Origin of the sequence: Bartonella vinsonii subsp. berkhoffii ATCC 51672 (assembly GCF_902825225.1) — a bacterium.
Taxonomy (GTDB): Bacteria; Pseudomonadota; Alphaproteobacteria; order Rhizobiales; family Rhizobiaceae; genus Bartonella; species Bartonella berkhoffii.
On the sequence record NZ_CADEAK010000002.1, the window covers coordinates 34,555 to 53,093 of the forward strand.

Below are 18,539 nucleotides of genomic sequence, written 5' to 3' on the forward strand. Positions count from 1 at the left end.
TTCCCTATTTTAGCAAAAGCCTATGCTTTTAAAAACGCGTCTCATAGAATCTTGAGAGTGATACCTTTCCCTCTCAAACTGCTACGCATCAAGAATCATCAACAATCCCCACTTTATAGGGGCTGTTAGAATGCCATAAACTCCACTTCCTCCCTACTACCGCTCAAACAAGATACCACTAAAGCACCACCTTTAACCAATCGCTTAAAAACCAATCATAGGCCGTTTTACCAACAGCTAAATTGCTCGTTTTATGACTCTTTCACTGCTCTTCTGTTCCTTGAAAGACGAAGAAAAGTTCATTTTTAAGATGTCAGTCAGCCTCACATAAAGTGGGGCTTTTTTTTATGGAGAAGCATATGAGAAAAATATCATCAGAAGGACTAGCACTTATTAAACAATGGGAAGGTTTGCGTTTAAATGCCTATAAAGATGCCATTGGGGTGTGGACAATTGGTTATGGACATACAAACACCGCCGGAAAACCTTTTATTTACGAAGGCATGACAATCAGTGAAACACAAGCAGAAGAACTTCTTTGCCAAGATTTAAGACAATTTGAGAATGCTGTTGAACGCACTGTTAGCGTTTCCTTAACGGATGAACAATTCGCAGCGTTAGTGTCCTTTTGTTATAATGTAGGAACGGAAGCTTTCTGCAATTCCACACTGTTAAAAAAACTCAATAACGGTGAATATGAGTCGGTACCATCCGAATTACAGAAATGGACCAAAGCAGGCGGGAAGCGTCTTCAAGGTCTCGCACACCGGCGTGCAGCAGAGGCGGGTTTATGGGCGAAAGGGGCATATGTTTCCTCCAATTATCAAACCGTAGAAACCAATGCACCAACGGCGCTTCTCAAAGCAGAAGCCCTTGCACCAATTATTGGTTCCTTCTCCGGTCTTGGAGGCTTTTTAGCAGGCACTGGTCCCATCCAATGGGCACTCGCTGCCATTATGATTTTAGCAGCTTGTACTGGCATTGTCTTGGTTGCCAAACGCTTTCGGGAGCAACGCTTATAATCTTTATGGATGAAAACAAAAAGCCAACCAATCCTCTCAGAGCAGAAGCCTTTACTCCGATCATAGATTTATCTTCGGTTCTTGACGGCTTTTAGCAGGCAAGAGTCCCATCCAATGGACACTCGCTAGCATTGTGGTTTTAGCAGCCTGCTCTGGTATTTTTGTCGTTAAACGTTTTCGAGAGTAACGCTTATAATCTTTATGGATGAAAACAAAAAGCCAACCAATCCTCTCAGAGCAGAAGCCTTACTCCGATCATAGATTTATCTTCGGTTCTTGACGGCTTTTAGCAGGCAAGAGTCCCATCCAATGGACACTCGCTAGCATTGTGGTTTTAGCAGCCTATTCTGGTATTTTTGTTGTTAAACATTTTCAAAAGGAATAGTTATGATGTGGTGGATAAAAAAAAATTTGATGGTAACAAGTGCGGCTCTAGCCGCTTTTTTTATGGCTTTAGCAAGAGCTTTTACTCTTGGAAAAAAGGCTGAACAGCAAAAGCAAACAGAAAAAACTTTAAAGGCAGCAACAACACGGCTTGAGGTAGAAAATGAAATTAACAAAAAAAGTGATGATAATGTGCGTAATGCTCTCTCTCACTGGTTGCGCAACAAATAAAGTTGCATCTTCTTGCGTTGGTTGGACACCTATTTATTTAAGCCAGCAAGATTTAAACGTCATCAGCGCAACCTTAGCAAGAGATCTCTTAAAACATAATAAACAAGGTGAACGCTTGTGTGGGTGGAAACATGGCTAGAAAAACTACAGAAAAAAACACCGAACTTACAGAAGCAGAAAAAGAGATGCTTCAAGAAATGATACTCACCTATCAAAGTGTGAAAATGATGTCTCGCCTGATGAAGTGGATAGCCTTTTTTCTCTTTTTGCTTATTCTCGATTTTTCTCGTCTTATGGAGGCAATAGATAATATCTATGCCCATTTAAAACAGTGGTTTTCAAAACACTAAAAACTTACCCTCAACATCTTATCTCTGATACTGCATTATACCGCAAAACATATGCCGTAAAATATTTGCGATTTTTCAGTGAGATAAACATGCCTAAAGAGTTCAATGATCTTTTTTGTGATTAATAATGCTACAAATAATATTTCATTATGATATTAATTATAGATTTTTTAACTTCGTTATGCATAATACATTATGTGTTTGAAATAGAGGGATTTTTATGAAAACAAAAATTTTAACGACATTATCGCTTCTCACTTCAATGGCAACTTCAAGCGCGCAAGCGGCAGACATTATAACTCCCCAAGTACCAAAAACAAGTATTTCACCTGTTATTATTGTTGCTCCACCTTTTTCTTGGACTGGCCTTTATCTCGGAGGACACATTGGTGGTTTTTCAAGTAAAAACTCTTTAGATTACGCTCAAGATGCAACAACTGAAAAATGGGCTTGGGTTGATAAAAACTTATCTCCCAAACCATCAGGATTTATAGCGGGTCTTTATGCGGGTTCCAATATTGATCTTGGCGATAACTTTGTTTTCGGTGTTGATACGGATATCACTTGCTCTGGAAAGAAAGACACCAAAACAGGTGACGAAAAAGGAATTTCAGATGAGGATGCGTTAGACTCTATTAACGCTGTCCTTAAAGAAGCTGGACTTCCTATTAACAGACCTGAATCTTCTGATGAAACAATACCCAATATTGATGACTTGGTTCAAAGCAGTGTTACTTTAAAAGAACAATGGTCTGGTGCAATACGTATACGTATTGGTTTTGCTGCAAATCGTGTGATGCCCTATATTGCTGGTGGTATAGCCTATGCAAAGATGCAATATAGCATGTCAATTTTGTCAAAATCATACGAAGATCCATCTTTTATATTTGCTTCTGGCAAGGTGTTTGATGAAACACAAACTATGGTTGGTTATACAGTGGGTGGTGGACTTGATTTTGCAATGACAGATAATGTTATCATGCGTGCAGAATATCGTTATTCGGATTTTGCTAAACAGAAATTTGCAGACGATACGCTTAAAATAAGCTCCAAAATCAATAATTTCCGTGTTGGTTTAGCTTATAAATTCTAATTTATTGCAAGATTAAAAACAAAATAAAACGGCTAAGAAACCCCGCCTCAGGCGGGGTTTCTATTTTGCTGTAAAAGTTATGCTGTAAAACTGCCCTCATGGTGGTGATCATAGCGGGGAAGAAAAAGCTCCCGAATAAAATCCGCAAATAAATTTGTGCGATTGTGCGATTGTGCGATTGTGCGATTGTGCGATTGTGCGATTGTGCGATTGTGCGATTGTGCGATTGTGCGATTGTGCGATTGTGCGATTGAAGCAAACAATATGGCATTTAAAACTTGTCAAGATATATCTGGTATAGATGCGATATACTGATCAAAAGAGCATATTGTTGTTTAAAATCCAGTATTGTAGACGTTTTTGTGTCAAAACCGCCCCTCAATAAGCAAGAAGAGCTTTGGTAATTTTCAAAAATGGTGTTGATATTGTTTTGCTCTTCCATCTCCTCACCTTTTGCAAAAGTCTTTATAAACGGAAAACAAAAATCCTCATACACTTGGAAAAGCTATAAGAATGATATATCAAACTCTCACGTTTCCTCTCTTTTGCCTTCCTCGTTTGAACCGCATCATTTGAAAAAGAAACCGAGTATAATTTTGCATCAATCACAGCTTCACCCGCCAAGAAGAGCGCCCTTTACATAAAGCGGTCGATTTTTTTAATTTGGTGATTTTTTTACCCCTCTTTTTCTTAAAAGATAAGGTTTCTTAAACCATCAACAATCCCTTAAATCATTAACACTTCAATGACAGATTGATTTTTTCAAGGGGGGAACAGCTGCTAACCATGAAATGCGATTCTCTTGACAGACTTGGGAAAGATTTTCCTGAATATACCTCTTGGAATATTCCTATAAACGCACATTTCTCTCTTTCGTTGATGCAAAAGGAAACTAACATCAAACAAAAAAGACATTGTTTTTTTTAAATACGCATGAAGAGTTTTTTATGCGTGAAGAGGATCTTATGCACCACTCTGAACGACGATATCTTACAGAACGAGGAAGAAACACCCGAAAATAAAGTATAACACAAAGTGGTGCGGGTGGTCGGACTCGAACCGACACTCCTTTCGGAACCAGATTTTGAGTCTGGCGCGTCTACCAGTTCCACCACACCCGCACACTGCTATACTGGACTGTCATAAAGAATAGACTTGTCCATTGTCTCTTTGCTCTATATGAAGAGAAACAGATTCGTCAACACTAGACTTCTGTTTTTTTAAGAATTCGCATTATTTTTGTCCATTCATTCTGGGAAGTCTTTGCCCCACTTCATTTTTGGAGTATCATTTGTAAAGTCTTTACCTCTAAGAGGTATAAAAGCCCTCATGATATTGAATAGACTAAAGCTTTGGACGATTTCTTTAGCAAATCGGCGTACAGCACCCCATTGGCTTGGGTTCATTGCCTTTATTGAAAGTTCTGTTTTCCCAATTCCGATAGATGTTTTGTATATTCCGATGCTTCTTATCCATCCCAAGCAGGCTTATCGCTATGCCTTTCTTGCAACTGTATGTTCTGTTTTGGGGGGGATTGCCGGTTGGTTTATTGGGCACTTTGCCTATGACACACTTGCCAAACCGATTTTGGAATTTTATGGTCAAGTTGAAAATTTTCACACACTAAAAAGCAGTGCAACACTGCAGTTTCTTATCATTTTATTGATCACTTCAGGTTTTTTACACCTTCCTCCTATCAAGATTGTCACGATTTTGGCAGGTGTTATAGGTGTGCATCTTGAAATTTTCATTCTTACCTGTATTTTTGCTCGTGGCGCTCGTTTTTATCTTATTGCATGGCTCATTCAGTGTTTTGGACAACAAGCAATGAATTTTCTGGTCAAGCATTTTAAATGGATTGTCTTCATTGGTTGTGTTACCCTTCTCTTGGTCTATGGAGTTTTTATAGCTTTTGTGAACAGGCACCTTTTATTTTAAGGAACACGCTCAATGACACACATTTTCTCTTCTCATCTCACTCTTTTGAACAAGCATCTTTATCTTGAACCAAGCAGGAAAGAGCTAGGTTTATGGGCTTTTTTTCTCGCTTTTTGCCTTTCTGCTACAGTTATCCTAGCGCTTTGTTTTGAACATATTGGAGGCTATCTTCCTTGTGATTTATGCCTCATTGAACGTTTGCCCTATTATAGCGCACTACCCTTTTTGATTTTAGCAGGTTGTGGAGCACAATTTTCCCGCATTTTTTCTTGGGTACGACTTTTATTTTGGTGTGTTTTTGTCCTTATGAGCATCAGTCTTGTTTTAGCGGTATATCATGCGGGTGTTGAATATGGTTTTTGGCCAGCTCCTCCCAGTTGCGGTGTAGGAGCAATAAGAAGAACAATAGACGTTAACCAATTATTCAACCGATTGAACAATATCCATCCTCCCTCTTGTTCTGAAGCACCCATGCGTTTTATTTTTCTCTCATTTGCCGGTTGGAATGTTGTTACAAGTCTGTTTTATATGCTTGTCAGTTTTTATGTCGCTTCAAAAGGGCTTCTCAGTTATAAAAAACGATAAGGGCAAAACAAGAGTGAAACCATAAGCCCCCGTGCTCCCCAGCACCAACACTCTCGTTCAACAGCAGCACCCCCTCACCCAACACAAGCCTGTTTTCCCCAAAAGCGTCCTCATAAAAATAAAAAATGTCGACGCATGCGTTTTATGATTTTGCCTCTCTATATTTATAAAAACATTTTGATACAAACCAGCAACGGAAAAACTATAAGACAATAAGTGAGGGGACCGATAAAGATGAATAGTCTACTATGGCTGAAGATAAGAATACAACGCCTTCTCCCCTCTCACCACCTCCCTTCGATATAAGCCAACTTGAAGAACCCTGCGTTATGATGGAGCATGATCATAACGCATGGCGGGAAAACACACAAAAAGGAGATTTGAATGCCCCTTACAAAAAACTACCGCATATAAAACCACGCCTTAATCGGCACCACGCATTAGGCAAGTTTTTTGGTGTGATTTTCCTCATGATGCGATCTTACCTGAATTTTGGAAAAAGCGACCTGTTTTAGTGCTCTCTAAGAATGCAAAATTATATGGAAATGTCACAGTCTTGCCTTTTTCCACGAAATCACAGCCCGATAATTCGGCTGCATATCCGCTCCAATCTCCTATAGAGAATAAAAAAGCGTGGATCATTTGCGATTATGTCACAACAGTTTCCGTAAGTCGTTTAAGCTGCTCACGGACTGTTCCAAGAATATCCAGTGAAGAATTTCATAAAATTGTCGCTCTGATGCTCAAACATTTACCAAGGCCCTTAACTTTTTAAAAGAATAAGCATATATATACCCGCATACACGGCATCAAAAATGGTGGCCGCTTTCCCGCAAGGGAAGATAGGAACGAAGGAGTAGGCAACTGCTCCTTTCGTCATTTTTACTGTTCTTTTAAGAAGTTTTTTAGCTACGCCTTACAAGCTCTTCAAAGATGTCTTTGGTCTTTATTCTCTATTCTCTTTTGAAATCTCTATAAATTGGCTGAAAAAAATACGATATCGATACTCTCAATCCGATGAAATTTTTTGAATGAAAATGACCGTAATGTACATTCCCATCATTATTGCACAAAAAGTTACGATACCGTCACATAAGAGATTTTCTACAATAGAAATATCTTTTCAGGTTAAAATACCATTTTCACAATCTCGACAAGAGGGAACTTCTTGATCACGACAACTCTTGCAATGTTCAATTGCTAAAATCTACCAAAAGAGATTCGATCTCACAATCTCCTCATTGACTTCCCTCAATACGAATGAAAAAATCTCTCTTTTTGAAAAGAACAAGAGAGCAATAAGCATTAATATTTGAGACAAAAACGACACAAAACCTTCCTCCATCCTTGAATACCTCAATTTTGGGAAAGAGAGCCAACGATTCTTAGAGCATTTCAATAATATCGGTTTGCATAGCAGATTACAGCTGATGAGCCAATAGAACACGTAACACAAACCCTCTATCACCGCTCTAAAGAACGGTCTTTTTACGATAGGAACATAAAGCTATGACTCCACACAGCAATATATCTTAAAAATTGCATCAATGATGCAAAGCATTTTGTAGAGAACTATAGAATAGGAAAAATTCACACACAATATACGCTCTTTATAGTGCATTAAAATTATATTATGTATTTTTATAAAAATCATTTTATATATTTAAAATAATTCGATAAAAATATATAGTTGCGATGATGTTTTGTTAGAAACAAATCTAAAGAAATACAATAAAAACAATAAGATAATTTAAAGTACTTTCTCATTTAAAAACAGAATTTATAGCTTAATCATTGAAATTAACAATAAAAATTAACCAGTTGACAGAATCAATAAACTATGGAAATGAGTTAAAATAATACAAAATGTGTATTTGAGTCTTTTGTATTAAAAACACCTTAGACAGAGAGTAAAAAGATGCGTCATAGGATACCACAATATTCTTTTTTTTCTGTTGAGAGGGTAAAATTAAAAAACTTACTTTAATTAAAGTTTTTAAATTAGGTGACTATCATGAAAATATTTAAAAATTTTGTGTTATATAGCGTTATCATAGCCTTTTTCTTTTCCCAGAGTTTAGGAGTTCATGCGCATTCCTTGAAGAGTCATTCTCAAGAGTCTCATTTTACTTCTATAATATCAGAAAAAAATAAGGGTATTAAAAAAGGTGTTATAAAAGTATCAGATTTAACGGGAATAGAGGCAGAAATTTTGGGCCTTATTGTGTATCTTGCCTACCTATTTACGAGAAAACTCAACTCTACTCACCTAGGGTATGAAAGAATGTTTGATGCTTCTAAGTAGTAAGGTTGCTTAATATAATACCATAAACTGTAATTCACATTACAGTTTATGTCTTTTTTATATTCAATGTATATTGTTGACTGTCCCCCACCTCACCGTAATAAATAAAGTTTCCTCAGTGATATTCCCACAAAGGAAATGCTATAAATGAAGCACTCTTTGACTGTATTTTGAGTGATAGCAAATAAAAAATGATCTCTTTTTTTCAGATTAAGGATACGCATTTGGCAATGGCTTCATAAATATCATAATAACGAGAAACATGTCTCCCAGCGTTTTGCAATTTTAACGTGCCGTAATCTTATAAATTCAGACGCAAAACAGCACAATACAGTCCCCTTTCACAATGATTTTCTGCTCAGAAAGATTCATACACTTTTTTACAAATTATCCTGCTTATAAGTTTTGTGGAATGCGTAATGACTCTTTAAGATCAATATCAAGGAAAGCAATGAATCCGAAAGCTTGAGAGAATTTATTAATATTCCGTGACTTAGCTCTTTCGTTCTGCGATGGTTATTATAAATGTTCATACAGCGCCTATCACAAAAACTTCTTACTATTATTAATATCATCGCAGAAATGATCTCTCACACAAATCTATGATTCATCATACTTCTCGCAAAGAACAAACGCGTTTTTTAAAAATCAGAGAAGTGTTGCCTATAGAGCAATATGAACTCAATAGAATTGAGTGATCGCAACTGTTTCATTTTTTCTCATGAATCTCTTTTGAGAAAGGAAAAGCGATCTCCTCCACATCATTCCTCGACAGGATTCCGAAGCATAATCAGCGCAATACGGGCAACCAACACGATCAAGAGCATTTTTGAGAACCACAATTTTACCACTTCTCCTACCTCATTTTATTTTACCATACCAAGATTCTGCTTTTTTCAACACTGTCTTTTACCAATTTTTAAATTTTGGATTGACTTTCATTTTTATTATCTTATATCTTAGAACTATTCTAAAGTGCAAAGGAACAGAAAATGTTGAGATCGTTTTTTTCATTTGTACAACGTAAAGCTCTGTCCTTTCGTTCAGCACAAAAAATGATAATTCGTACGCTCAAAGCAAAAGAGAGACATGCCTCTCTTTATTTAAAATACGCAAAAGCTCTCCAATCTTATTCTCCCAAACAAGCCGCGATTTTTGCAGCCATGGGCATGCACGAGCTTGAGAACTATAAGGAGCTTTTTTGCCTTTCTTGTAATAATCGTGCACATAATCATTATGCCAGCAATAATCATGCGCGAGCGGTAGGTTCATTCTGCAACCATCCAGCTCTTGTAGCAAGCAAGCCTGCCAGCACCTCCTCTCGCACAGCAGTAAAAACACCAGTAGCAAACACAAATAAAGACACGCAAAAGCCATCGAAAAAACACAAGCAATTGCTTTTGACGTGGATTCAACCTGGTCTTGCAGGTTTAATGGATGGTTCTGTTTCTACTCTTGCCCCCATTTTTGCTGCTGCTTTTGCAACGGGTGATACGCATCAAACCTTTTTGATAGGGCTATCAGCTTCAATTGGCGCGGGTCTTTCGATGGGATTTACAGAAGCAGCCCATGATGATGGAAAGTTATCCGGTCGTGGTTCTCCCTTTAAAAGAGGCCTTGCCAGTGGTATTATGACAACGCTAGGGGGATTAGGCCATGCCCTTCCTTATTTGATCAACTCTTTTTACGTTGCAACAATCATTGCATTCATCATTGTTTTTTTCGAACTATGGGCTATCGTCTGGATTCAAAACAGATTTATGTCGACCCCTTTTTGGCGTGCATCTTTACAGGTTATCATTGGCGGAGCGCTCGTTTTTGCCACGGGTATCTTTATTGGTAGTATTTAAAAAGCATTATGGAAAATAAGCATTTACCATATAAAACAAGCAGTGAAGACCATCACCCCATCGATAGGTCTTTCACTGCTTGTTTTAAAAAGATTCTTTTGTTAGAGCTCTGTTTGTTTTTTATATTTTGGAGATGCTTTGACCATGCCTTCTACGCACCTGAACAACCACCAAGAGAGTCCTTTTTCACCCAACCCATCTCCTCACCTTTCGCAAAAAGTGACTTTATCGGTCCAGCGCCTTGAACATGGACAAGGTTTAGAGCTTCCTCACTATGCTACAACCGGTTCTGCTGGTCTTGATCTCCGCGCAGCCTTTGGTGAAGGAGAAACCGTAGTCCTCGCACCGGGACAACGTGCCCTTATTCCAACGGGTCTGATCTTTCATCTTCAGCCAGGTTTTGAAGCACAAATACGACCACGCTCTGGTTTAGCCTTAAAGCATGGCATCACATGTTTAAACACACCAGGAACAATTGACAGCGATTACCGTGGTGAGGTGAAAGTTCTTCTTATTAATTTGGGGCAAGAAGATTTTTCTATCGAGCGTGGTATGCGCATTGCGCAAACCATTATCGCACCGGTGATTCAAGTCAATGTTTGTGAAATTGAACCGGATGAAAACGAGAGCTCCCAAAACAATGCAGAAAACCAAGCTGCCAAAAGCAGAGGTGCTGGTGGTTTTGGTTCAACAGGGCAAATTTAAACAGCACTCAAGCAAAAAAAGAGAAATGCGCACCCTCACAGCAGCAGTGCGCCCTTAAGATCTGATTTTTCATCTTCAGTTCAAGGTTGAAAAACAAAGCAGAAATACACCCACGCTCTACAATCTTAAAGCACACCATCACCATGCTCCATACTCAAAACAATGGAGTGTAGTAAGCTGATTATGAAGAAAAAGTCCTTCTCATCCATTTGAAGCAAGAAGATTTTTTTATTGAGCATGGCATGTGCATTGCATAAACAGTCATCGTATCGGTGATTCAGATCAATGCCAGAAATTCAAGTCAATGTTTTTGTCATTGAACCGAATGGAAAAGAGAGCAGCCAAAGCAATGTAGAAAACCAAGGTTCCAACAGATCGAGAAGCCAAAAACGAGAAAAAGGTGGTTTTTGTACACAAAAAAGACTGAAAGAGAAAGAAGCGGCAAAGCTCTATGGACATCTCATTCTTCTACAGGAGAAAAAGATTCCATCACAGAATGATTGGTGTTTACCACATCGCTCGTTACCACCGCACGCGCACCTTCTGTAACCTTCACTCCACCCGCATTGATAGCCCCCATACCTCCCTCACTTGTTGCTCCCTTTGCAGCAACATTGGAAGATTTTTGCAACCCCATAAGACCCACTTTAGTATATCCAGCCATCCGTATTTGATTAAGCAAATCCACGACAGCGCCATAATCGATTTCGTTATCGGCTTTGATCAAAATTTTTGTCTCTCGATTTTGCTCTGTTGCCTTTAGCAAAGCTTCGACAAATGCTGTTTGACCAATAAGATTCTCACCAACATAAAGCGAACGATCTTTTTGCAAAGTCACATAAAGAGGCTCATCAGGTTGAACCGCAGAGGGTGCTTGGGTGATAGAAGGAAGTTGAACCGGAATAACAGATGTTGCCAAAGGTGCTGCAACCATAAAAACAATAAGCAACACCAGAACAACATCAATAAAAGGGGTTACATTGATCTCATTGTGCAACCCACTGTCATCACTTTCCCAATTATCCTGAAAGTCTGCTTTCATTTTTTATGACTTTTCTGTTGACGGTGTCTATCAAGTTCACGGCTTAAGAGCCTTTCAATCGCCGCAGCAATATCGCCCAAATCATTGCGATAACCACTCAGAGCACGCATAAGGCTATTATACATCACAACAGCGGGAATAGCCACAAACAACCCGATGGCTGTTGCAAGCAAAGCTTCAGCAATTCCAGGAGCAACCACATCAAGCCGCGTGGTTTGAGATTGGGCTATACCAATAAAAGAATTCATAATTCCCCAAACGGTAGCAAAGAGACCAACAAAAGGAGCAATAGCACCAATGGTTGCCAGAACAGCACTCCCACATGCCACACGGCGCGTAGCAGCCAGCAAGCAGCGTGACAAAAGCGAATGCACCCTCTCCTTTACGCCCTCATTCATATCAATATCGCCCCCCCCCTCATCATACCGATCAATCTCCTCAAAGAAGAGGAGTCCTTCATGGGCAACGGCGGGTGTTTCCTGTCTTGCACCAGTTCTTTCACCCTCCCCTTCAGAGCCCATAAAACGCACCTGCTGTGTAGAAAGATAGACTTCTTGTAAAACCTGCTTAAGGAAGAACACACCAGCTCCTTTGCTTTCTTTTAAGCTAGCAGCCAAACGCGTGAGAGTCTGCGCATGAAGAGCCAAATGAAGTTCTTGCCGCACTCTTCGTTTTGCCAAAGTAATCTCAATGATTTTGACAAAAGCAATTGTCCAAGAAGCAAGAGAAGCCAACAACAAAAGAACGATAACGGATTTTACAACAAAATCAGCCGCCATAAACATAGAAAAAGGAGAAAGATCATGCGCTGTAAATACAGCAGACGTGCTTTCTAAGGGTACTGTCTTAGATTCCATTTCTGTCTCACACCGTTATAGACTTCACTCGTGTCTTAAAGCTGTGTCATCAAACTCAGCAGCATTACCCTTCCACAATGCCACGTGCCTCTATAACATCACTTCGTGTTTAGTCTAAAAAATAAAACTTGATAAATCAAGTATAGTTTTATTTCAAAAAACCTCTCTTTCAAGAGGAATATTTCAAGAAATTTTTCTCCACACGAATAAGAATAAATTTATGGGAAAAATACGTTTATTGTCCACAATGACTTAACGAACAAACCACCCTCATCAAAGCGTAAACAACAAGAGAGAGGTGAAAACGCATCGGGGGATCTCTCCTCCATAACCGTAAAGCAGTACTGAAGAAACTTTTCTAGACTTTTTCCCAAGGGGTTTCACAACCCCTCACATCACAACCCTTCATATCATCCCCCCCCCTCACAGGCAAAACAGGCCTTAAAGGCAAATAAAGACTTATGGCTTCAAAATATTTTTAAATTGAAAAAGAGAGGGAACTAAAAAAACCGTTTGGCGTTACAAAAGCAGTGAAAATTTTACTCCAATGCAAAGAGTCCCCATGAACAGACATACGGAACAAGGATGAATCAAGAAAGGGAAATAACATCATGGCAAACAATAAAACAACGGAGAATCGTAAAATGACAGCAAAAAAAGATCCACAAAGACAATTTGATAAGTTACACAATGACGTTTCAGAAGTCACTTCAACACTAGCAGATCTTGGTGCAAGCAAATTAAACAAAGCCAAAAATAAAGCCGAAGAACTGTATAAGACAGCAAAGGATAGCAGTGGAGATATTCTCTCTCAAGCAAAAGACAAAATCGGCGATCTTGAACAAAACATGAATCAATATGTTCGTAAAAATCCGAATAAAAGCGTTTTGTTTGCAGCGGGTATTGGTTTTATTCTTTCTCAATTATTGCGTCGTTAAGCAATGCATAAGTTTATCGCTCCCCTTTTAAACCATCTTGTCGGTGGAGGGCTCAAAAACACCGTCAAGCAAGTACGCCTTCAAGCAATTTGCTGTGGTATTATCGGCATTTCCTTGTTCATGTCGTTACTTTTTTTATGTATGATGGGTTTTATTGCATTATGTTGGATTATGAATCCCTTTGCAGCAGCCACCACAATGTTTTTTATTTGGCTTGTTCTTGCCGGCTTAGGATTTGTTATTGTCCGCATTCTTAAGACTTCTCAACGCTACAATGAACAAAAGAAGTCAGAAGAACAACGTCATGAACTTATGACAGAAGCAACTCTTTCCAGCATTGCGCTTTTAAGCCGGAATCTTCCCTTTGCCAAATTGAGCGTTCCAGTTCTTGGGCTTGCAACCTATTTTCTGTGGAAAAAAGACAAAAAAGACCGCCTTTCAGATTAAGATATGCAATTGTGCACTCCTACCCTCCCCCGGTGTTTTCCCTCAATTGAGAGAAAACACCATTTTTGTTTCCCATTCACTTCTCTCTCTTCACAAAGTAAAAGCAGCATTCGTTCTTAAGGGGGAACATTCTCACAGCCGAAGAATAAACAACCAAACCACATCATTTTACACTTTTATTATAATAAACATGATAAAATAATCAGAATATTCGATAAGAGGAGCAGCAAGGGGTCTAAGAGCAAATCTCAAAGATTATTGCGTAAACGATCAAAGAGCATCTGCAGCTTTCAACAAAGATGACACGCATCAACAACCAAGCTTCTCGTACATCCTTTTGAAAGCACATCTGATCAATATCATGAGGATTAAAAATCCACCCTCTCCATCACGAGAATCTCAAAAACTGTCTGCCCCTCCCCTTCAGACATTGTATTCCTCAAGTATCGTATCCTTCAGGCATAGTGCAAGAAGCTCTGTTTCAAGAGCCTCTCTTCAACAAGGTATCAGCAAATGTGCAAAATCCTCTTTTTTAAGAGTATGCTTTCTTCTCAAACACACGCCATCTCTTTTTCTTGCTTTCTTTTCTATTGATTGCCTTCAGACACAACAAATCCCCAGCCCGCTTTTAAAAAAAAAGCATCAGCCATGCTCTTTTACCAAAAATATTTCTTCATGACTCAACAGATTTTATAAAAGGATTCAGACTTCCTCAGCGGCAGAATCGCCCTTTGAAAAGCTATCATGATGTGTAATCACATCCATCAATTCTGTCACAACAGTGTTGAGAGTTTCTCGTTCATCACCTTCAGCCATAATGCGGATAACCGGCTCGGTTCCAGAAGCACGAATAACCAATCGTGCCTCTTTTCCCAAACGTTGTGTTGCTTGATCAATTGCCGTTTTAACCGGATTTTTTTTCAAAAGATTTTTATTTTTAACCCTGACATTTTTCAAAATTTGCGGTACTGGCTCAAATCGCTTACAGAGGAGACTCATAGGGGTTTGACTTTCTCGCATACAGGCTAAGATCTGCAAAGCAGCCACCAGCCCATCACCCGTTGTACCAAAATCACTAAGCACAATATGCCCAGAAGCTTCACCACCGACATTATATCCCTTTTGGCGCATTGCTTCGACCACATAGCGATCTCCCACATTTGTCCGAACAAGCTCCAAGCCTTTATTGTTTAAGAAACGCTCGAGTCCAAGATTTGACATAATGGTTGTAACAACACCGTTATGCTGTAACCGTCCCGTTTTATGCCAATGTTCAGCAATCACAGCAATCAACTGATCTCCATCAATGGTTTGTGCTTTTTCATCAACAAAGAGCACACGATCACCATCCCCATCGAGAGCAATCCCCACATCCGCACGCACTTCATGAACTTTTTGTTTTAAAGAAGCCAAATCGGTTGAACCACATTTTTGGTTAATATTGGTTCCATTTGGAGTATCATGAATAGCAAAAACCTCTGCTCCCAATTCCCACAAAGCCCGTGGAGCAGCTTTATAAGCAGCCCCATTGGCGCAATCGACCACGATACGCACAGCATCCAGCCGAACATCGCGTGGCAAAGTTCGTTTTGCATATTCGATATAACGATAAATATCACCCTCGACGCGTTTTGCATAGCCAATTTCGGCAGAGCTTGCTAAGGATTTTGAGAGATCAGTATCGATCAATTGCTCAATTTTTGCTTCCATATCATCAGAAAGCTTAAAACCATCAGGACCAAAAAGTTTAATTCCATTATCATAGAAGGGATTATGAGAAGCAGAAATCATCACGCCAAGATCAGCGCGCAACGAGCGACAAAGCATAGAAACAGCAGGTGTTGGCACAGGTCCCAACAAGAAAGCCTCCATACCAGCAGCGGTAAATCCTGAAACCAAAGCATTTTCCAACATATAACCAGATAATCTTGTATCCTTTCCAATCACCACACGACGCGACTGGCGTTGTGAGCGAAATAATACGCCCACAGCCATCCCCACTTTCATAGCAAAATCTGGTGTCATGGGAAAAGAATTGGCTTTCCCTCGAATGCCATCAGTACCAAAATATTTTTGTGCCATCCCTCTTTCCTTTACACTCTTGTTTTCTTGCAGTTAGAACAGAGTAGAAACTCTTAATACAGCGCAATCACTCCTGTCGATCACTTACAGACTTTCAGAAAATCAAAACACACGACTATATCCACTCCCCAGAAAAAATTTTTGATTCCACCAACAACCACGCAATTATGCTTTCACATCCCATACATGAAGCGATATTATCCTCTTACAGGCCTTATCTAAACGAACCCTTTAAACAAAATGAAAAAGTGCTTTTTCAAAAGACCATCCTAAAAACAATCCCTCTCCCAAACACCCCTATCCTCACACACCGCAAGCTCACCAACCATCAACGCCTCCATTTCCGTATCCTCCCCAATATTGTTGTGAAGGCGCAAGCATTGCTTACGCCTTTTCAAAGAATTTTTTCAGATTTTTTCCCAAAACATGACCACTCAAGCGTCGTTAGAAGGCACTCCTTTATCACGTCTCATAGCACTTGATTTTTTATCAGTGCTTTCTTTACCTTTAGAGTGATTGACTGCTTTTGTGGAATTTTTTGCGCTTTGTGTTTTTTTCACAACGCCCTGAGATTGGGCTTTTTTCAACGCAGCATCCTGAGATTGCTCTTCACTGGATTTTGTTGTTGCCTTTCCAACTTTTTCCTCTGCTTTTCCCATCTCTCCCTTATCGGCATTCATTTTACGAACATCATCAGCGTCTGTTTTATCCGCCATTGTTTTAGGAGATTTCGTCTTCATTGCTCCAGTTTTCGGAACAGAAGATGTGCGAGGAGCAGTAGTCTCATCTTTCTGTGTCCGTGAAGGAGGCTTTCCTGCGATAACTTCGCTAATTTCAGCGCCCGTTAAAGTCTCATATTCCAACAAGCCTTGAGCAAGGGCAAACCATTGTTTCTTTTTTTCTTTCAGAATTCTTGTAGCACTTTTATAAGCATCATCAATAAGCTTACGCACTTCCATATCGATCATGCGTGCTGTTTCTTCAGAGACATTTTGTGTCCGTGCAACAGAATGTCCTAAAAAGACTTCATCCTGATTATCACCATAGGCAACATTTCCAAGGAGATCAGAAAAGCCCCACCGTGTAATCATCGCGCGTGCTAACTTTGTCGCTTGTTCAATATCAGAAGAAGCACCAGAAGTGATATTGTCCTTTCCGAATTTCAATTCCTCTGCCACACGCCCACCCATCATAATAGCCAGACGAGAAATCATCCACCGATAACTCATGGAATAGCGATCCCCTTCAGGCAATTGCATCACCATTCCCAGCGCTCGTCCCCTTGGCACGATTGTTGCCTTATGGACAGGATCAGCAACAGGCACATTGAGTGCTACGATAGCATGTCCTGCTTCGTGATAAGCGGTAAGTTCTTTTTCTTCTTGTGTCATAGCGGTTGAACGACGTTCAGCGCCCATCATCACCTTATCTTTGGCATCTTCAAACTCTTGCATTGTTACGACTCTTTTATTGCGGCTAGCAGCCATAAGAGCAGCTTCATTAACAAGATTCATCAAATCAGCCCCAGAAAATCCTGGTGTCCCCCTTGCAAGCACTTTCAGATCAACATTAGGAGCTAAAGGAACATTGCGCACATGGACTTTTAAGATTTGCTCACGCCCAGAAACATCAGGGTTTGGCACGACAACTTGTCGATCAAACCGCCCAGGTCTTAACAAAGCAGGGTCGAGCACATCAGGACGGTTTGTTGCAGCAATGAGAATAATACTTTCATTGGGTTCAAAACCATCCATTTCAACCAGCAACTGGTTTAAAGTTTGCTCACGTTCATCATTTCCCCCGCCAAGTCCAGCACCACGATGACGTCCAACAGCGTCGATTTCGTCGATAAAGATAATGCAAGGTGCATTTTTTTTCGCCTGTTCAAACATATCGCGCACACGGCTAGCGCCCACACCAACAAACATTTCGACAAAGTCCGATCCTGAAATGGTAAAGAACGGCACATTGGCTTCCCCCGCCACCGAGCGTGCAAGCAAGGTTTTTCCCGTTCCTGGAGGACCAACAAGCAAAACACCTCTCGGGATACGCCCTCCTAGGCGTTGAAATTTTTGGGGTTCACGTAAAAATTCGACAATTTCCTGTAAATCTTGCTTTGCTTCTTCAACACCAGCCACATCTTGAAAAGTCACACGCCCTTGTGCTTCACTAAGCAATTTTGCTTTTGATTTGCCAAATCCCATAGCGCCGCGTGATCCATTTTGCATTTGTCGCATAAAAAAGACCCACGCTCCAACGATAATAAATACAGGCAACAAGGAAAAGAGAAGATTGAGGAAAATACTATTGCCAGAGCTTTCGGGAATAGCTTTGACATTGACATTTCTGTTTTCCAATTTTTCTATCAAACCTGGATCTCGAGGAGCATAGGTTGAAACAACCCTGTGTTCAATGGTTTGCCCTGTTAACTTTTGCCCTTGAATAGTCACAGATTTCAGCTCATTATTCTCAACTTTTCGCAAAAATTCAGAATAGGAGACCTCTCCTCCTCCAGAGCGTTGGCTATCTCCATTAAAGAGAGAAAACGACACAATCAAAATTAAGGCAATAACTCCCCAAATGAGGAGAGAGCGGTAATTGGAATTCATATTCGGCCCACACTTTTAATCAAATCTAGATTTTTAATAGTTCCCCTTAACATATAACCTTGTCTGTCCCTTGCCAAGGGATGAGAGAATGTTTATTGTCT

17 protein-coding genes, 1 tRNA gene and 1 pseudogene are annotated in these 18,539 nt (G+C 39.8%); 13 read left to right on the forward strand and 6 right to left on the reverse strand.

Annotated features, from left to right (window positions below; translation table 11 throughout):
* Nucleotides 1-359: 359 nt before the first annotated feature.
* The 5 genes from J7R10_RS01080 to J7R10_RS01095 all read left to right on the forward strand — a co-directional run bounded on the left by J7R10_RS01080 (nucleotide 360) and on the right by J7R10_RS01095 (nucleotide 3,080).
* The gene (locus J7R10_RS01080; RefSeq protein ID WP_010705755.1) at nucleotides 360-1,022 is read left to right on the forward strand and encodes a lysozyme; all 663 of its coding nucleotides are present in this window, start codon (nucleotides 360-362) and stop codon (nucleotides 1,020-1,022) included.
* A gap of 387 nt (nucleotides 1,023-1,409) precedes the next feature.
* Nucleotides 1,410-1,637 carry a hypothetical protein gene (locus tag J7R10_RS01085; protein WP_010705756.1) on the forward strand — a complete coding sequence of 76 codons (228 nt, stop codon included), beginning with the start codon at nucleotides 1,410-1,412 and terminating at the stop codon, nucleotides 1,635-1,637.
* Entirely contained in the window at nucleotides 1,570-1,776 is a 207-nt protein-coding gene (locus tag J7R10_RS09765) for a hypothetical protein (protein WP_026501459.1), read from the forward strand. Before J7R10_RS01085 ends, J7R10_RS09765 begins: the two co-directional genes overlap by 68 nt.
* The gene (locus J7R10_RS01090; protein ID WP_010705757.1) at nucleotides 1,769-1,987 is read left to right on the forward strand and encodes a hypothetical protein; all 219 of its coding nucleotides are present in this window, start codon (nucleotides 1,769-1,771) and stop codon (nucleotides 1,985-1,987) included. Before J7R10_RS09765 ends, J7R10_RS01090 begins: the two co-directional genes overlap by 8 nt.
* A 220-nt stretch (nucleotides 1,988-2,207) precedes the next feature.
* Nucleotides 2,208-3,080, forward strand: coding sequence for an outer membrane protein (locus J7R10_RS01095; RefSeq protein WP_010705758.1), 873 nt, complete (start codon nucleotides 2,208-2,210; stop codon nucleotides 3,078-3,080).
* A gap of 77 nt (nucleotides 3,081-3,157) precedes the next feature.
* Here the strand turns inward: J7R10_RS01095 and J7R10_RS01100 are convergent, their stop codons facing one another.
* Both J7R10_RS01100 and J7R10_RS01105 read right to left on the reverse strand, forming a co-directional pair.
* On the reverse strand, nucleotides 3,158-3,343 hold the full coding sequence (locus J7R10_RS01100; protein ID WP_155806784.1) for a hypothetical protein: 186 nt from the start codon (nucleotides 3,341-3,343) through the stop codon (nucleotides 3,158-3,160).
* A 773-nt stretch (nucleotides 3,344-4,116) separates the two neighbouring features.
* A tRNA-Leu gene (locus J7R10_RS01105) sits at nucleotides 4,117-4,201 on the reverse strand.
* Nucleotides 4,202-4,409: 208 nt separating this feature from the next.
* On the opposite strand from J7R10_RS01105, the gene J7R10_RS01110 reads away from it, so the two are divergent.
* The 6 genes and pseudogenes from J7R10_RS01110 to dut all read left to right on the forward strand — a co-directional run bounded on the left by J7R10_RS01110 (nucleotide 4,410) and on the right by dut (nucleotide 10,463).
* The gene (locus J7R10_RS01110; RefSeq protein WP_010705759.1) at nucleotides 4,410-5,018 is read left to right on the forward strand and encodes a YqaA family protein; all 609 of its coding nucleotides are present in this window, start codon (nucleotides 4,410-4,412) and stop codon (nucleotides 5,016-5,018) included.
* 12 nt (nucleotides 5,019-5,030) lie between these two features.
* Nucleotides 5,031-5,603, forward strand: coding sequence for a disulfide bond formation protein B (locus J7R10_RS01115; RefSeq protein WP_010705760.1), 573 nt, complete (start codon nucleotides 5,031-5,033; stop codon nucleotides 5,601-5,603).
* A gap of 248 nt (nucleotides 5,604-5,851) precedes the next feature.
* Nucleotides 5,852-6,378: pseudogene (locus J7R10_RS01120) on the forward strand (type II toxin-antitoxin system PemK/MazF family toxin).
* A gap of 1,239 nt (nucleotides 6,379-7,617) precedes the next feature.
* The gene (locus tag J7R10_RS01125; RefSeq protein WP_010705761.1) at nucleotides 7,618-7,908 is read left to right on the forward strand and encodes a hypothetical protein; all 291 of its coding nucleotides are present in this window, start codon (nucleotides 7,618-7,620) and stop codon (nucleotides 7,906-7,908) included.
* A gap of 992 nt (nucleotides 7,909-8,900) precedes the next feature.
* Nucleotides 8,901-9,758 (forward strand): VIT1/CCC1 transporter family protein, encoded by an 858-nt coding sequence (locus J7R10_RS01130; RefSeq protein ID WP_010705762.1) that lies wholly within the window; start codon nucleotides 8,901-8,903, stop codon nucleotides 9,756-9,758.
* Between the two features lie 144 nt (nucleotides 9,759-9,902).
* Nucleotides 9,903-10,463, forward strand: coding sequence for a dUTP diphosphatase (gene dut / locus J7R10_RS01135; RefSeq protein WP_010705763.1), 561 nt, complete (start codon nucleotides 9,903-9,905; stop codon nucleotides 10,461-10,463).
* A gap of 460 nt (nucleotides 10,464-10,923) precedes the next feature.
* On the opposite strand, the gene J7R10_RS01140 is transcribed toward dut, so the two are convergent.
* Both J7R10_RS01140 and J7R10_RS01145 read right to left on the reverse strand, forming a co-directional pair.
* A complete protein-coding gene (locus J7R10_RS01140) occupies nucleotides 10,924-11,505 on the reverse strand; it encodes a biopolymer transporter ExbD (RefSeq protein WP_010705764.1) in 582 nt (193 codons plus the stop codon).
* Entirely contained in the window at nucleotides 11,502-12,362 is an 861-nt protein-coding gene (locus J7R10_RS01145) for a MotA/TolQ/ExbB proton channel family protein (protein WP_010705765.1), read from the reverse strand. The genes J7R10_RS01140 and J7R10_RS01145 overlap by 4 nt, the downstream gene beginning before the upstream one ends.
* 611 nt (nucleotides 12,363-12,973) lie before the next feature.
* Between J7R10_RS01145 and J7R10_RS01150 the strand changes: the two genes are divergently transcribed.
* Both J7R10_RS01150 and J7R10_RS01155 read left to right on the forward strand, forming a co-directional pair.
* Entirely contained in the window at nucleotides 12,974-13,300 is a 327-nt protein-coding gene (locus J7R10_RS01150) for an ElaB/YgaM/YqjD family protein (RefSeq protein ID WP_010705766.1), read from the forward strand.
* A 3-nt stretch (nucleotides 13,301-13,303) separates the two neighbouring features.
* The gene (locus J7R10_RS01155) at nucleotides 13,304-13,747 is read left to right on the forward strand and encodes a phage holin family protein (protein ID WP_010705767.1); all 444 of its coding nucleotides are present in this window, start codon (nucleotides 13,304-13,306) and stop codon (nucleotides 13,745-13,747) included.
* A 702-nt stretch (nucleotides 13,748-14,449) separates the two neighbouring features.
* Here the strand turns inward: J7R10_RS01155 and glmM are convergent.
* Both glmM and ftsH read right to left on the reverse strand, forming a co-directional pair.
* Nucleotides 14,450-15,829, reverse strand: coding sequence for a phosphoglucosamine mutase (gene glmM, locus J7R10_RS01160; protein WP_010705768.1), 1,380 nt, complete (start codon nucleotides 15,827-15,829; stop codon nucleotides 14,450-14,452).
* Between the two features lie 434 nt (nucleotides 15,830-16,263).
* Complete coding sequence (ftsH, locus tag J7R10_RS01165; RefSeq protein WP_010705769.1) at nucleotides 16,264-18,438, reverse strand: ATP-dependent zinc metalloprotease FtsH; 2,175 nt, start codon at nucleotides 18,436-18,438, stop codon at nucleotides 16,264-16,266.
* Between the last annotated feature and the right edge of the window lie 101 nt (nucleotides 18,439-18,539).

Excerpts from the sequence above, each read along its gene's own strand:
- J7R10_RS01080 (WP_010705755.1), top strand. The coding sequence starts at position 360 with ATGAGAAAAATATCATCAGAAGGACTAGCACTTATTAAACAATGGGAA.
- glmM (WP_010705768.1), bottom strand. The coding sequence starts at position 15,829 with ATGGCACAAAAATATTTTGGTACTGATGGCATTCGAGGGAAAGCCAAT.
- J7R10_RS01130 (WP_010705762.1), top strand. The coding sequence starts at position 8,901 with ATGTTGAGATCGTTTTTTTCATTTGTACAACGTAAAGCTCTGTCCTTT.
- J7R10_RS01085 (WP_010705756.1), top strand. The coding sequence starts at position 1,410 with ATGATGTGGTGGATAAAAAAAAATTTGATGGTAACAAGTGCGGCTCTA.
- J7R10_RS01090 (WP_010705757.1), top strand. The coding sequence starts at position 1,769 with ATGGCTAGAAAAACTACAGAAAAAAACACCGAACTTACAGAAGCAGAA.
- J7R10_RS01155 (WP_010705767.1), top strand. The coding sequence starts at position 13,304 with ATGCATAAGTTTATCGCTCCCCTTTTAAACCATCTTGTCGGTGGAGGG.
- dut (WP_010705763.1), top strand. The coding sequence starts at position 9,903 with ATGCCTTCTACGCACCTGAACAACCACCAAGAGAGTCCTTTTTCACCC.
- J7R10_RS09765 (WP_026501459.1), top strand. The coding sequence starts at position 1,570 with ATGAAATTAACAAAAAAAGTGATGATAATGTGCGTAATGCTCTCTCTC.
- J7R10_RS01110 (WP_010705759.1), top strand. The coding sequence starts at position 4,410 with ATGATATTGAATAGACTAAAGCTTTGGACGATTTCTTTAGCAAATCGG.
- J7R10_RS01145 (WP_010705765.1), bottom strand. The coding sequence starts at position 12,362 with ATGGAATCTAAGACAGTACCCTTAGAAAGCACGTCTGCTGTATTTACA.
- J7R10_RS01150 (WP_010705766.1), top strand. The coding sequence starts at position 12,974 with ATGGCAAACAATAAAACAACGGAGAATCGTAAAATGACAGCAAAAAAA.
- J7R10_RS01125 (WP_010705761.1), top strand. The coding sequence starts at position 7,618 with ATGAAAATATTTAAAAATTTTGTGTTATATAGCGTTATCATAGCCTTT.
- ftsH (WP_010705769.1), bottom strand. The coding sequence starts at position 18,438 with ATGAATTCCAATTACCGCTCTCTCCTCATTTGGGGAGTTATTGCCTTA.
- J7R10_RS01095 (WP_010705758.1), top strand. The coding sequence starts at position 2,208 with ATGAAAACAAAAATTTTAACGACATTATCGCTTCTCACTTCAATGGCA.
- J7R10_RS01115 (WP_010705760.1), top strand. The coding sequence starts at position 5,031 with ATGACACACATTTTCTCTTCTCATCTCACTCTTTTGAACAAGCATCTT.
- J7R10_RS01140 (WP_010705764.1), bottom strand. The coding sequence starts at position 11,505 with ATGAAAGCAGACTTTCAGGATAATTGGGAAAGTGATGACAGTGGGTTG.